1 protein-coding gene is annotated in these 366 nt (G+C 33.6%); it reads right to left on the reverse strand.

All coding sequences use genetic code 11. The features are described from left to right. Window positions 1–68: 68 nt before the first annotated feature. A complete protein-coding gene (locus EII29_RS11670) occupies window positions 69–344 on the reverse strand; it encodes a hypothetical protein (protein ID WP_015979526.1) in 276 nt (91 codons plus the stop codon). Window positions 345–366 lie beyond the last annotated feature (22 nt).

Consider the following 366-nt stretch of genomic DNA (forward strand, 5'->3'; position numbering starts at 1 on the left):
AGTCCGAACCAGTTAGTTCTAAGTATCTAATTGCATGTTTTAAAATCATTTACAGTCCTTTCAGCTCATTAAATTTCTTTCTGCCATAATTCGACAAGTTCTTTAAGCCCTTTACCGTCAGTATCGAACTCGAAGCTAGAACGGAAGTCAGAGAAGTCACTTTTAGCTTTTACAATGTTATCTTGAAAAAGAGCCAAGTATAGACCATATTGAACGAACTCCATTAGGTCAGTAATTTCTCCGTCTTCTTTTTTAAGTTCTGTATCCATTGCCTTTTGTTGTTGGAAAAGGTCTTTACCTGTAATCATTTTAAATTTACGTGCTGTACTCAATTGTTTTGCCATTTTATTTTATATTCCTTTACTT

Origin of the sequence: Leptotrichia sp. OH3620_COT-345 (genome assembly GCF_003932895.1) — a bacterium.
Lineage (GTDB): Bacteria > Fusobacteriota > Fusobacteriia > Fusobacteriales > Leptotrichiaceae > Pseudoleptotrichia.

Coding starts and splice junctions, on each gene's coding strand:
- EII29_RS11670 (WP_015979526.1), bottom strand. CDS start 344: ATGGCAAAACAATTGAGTACAGCACGTAAATTTAAAATGATTACAGGT.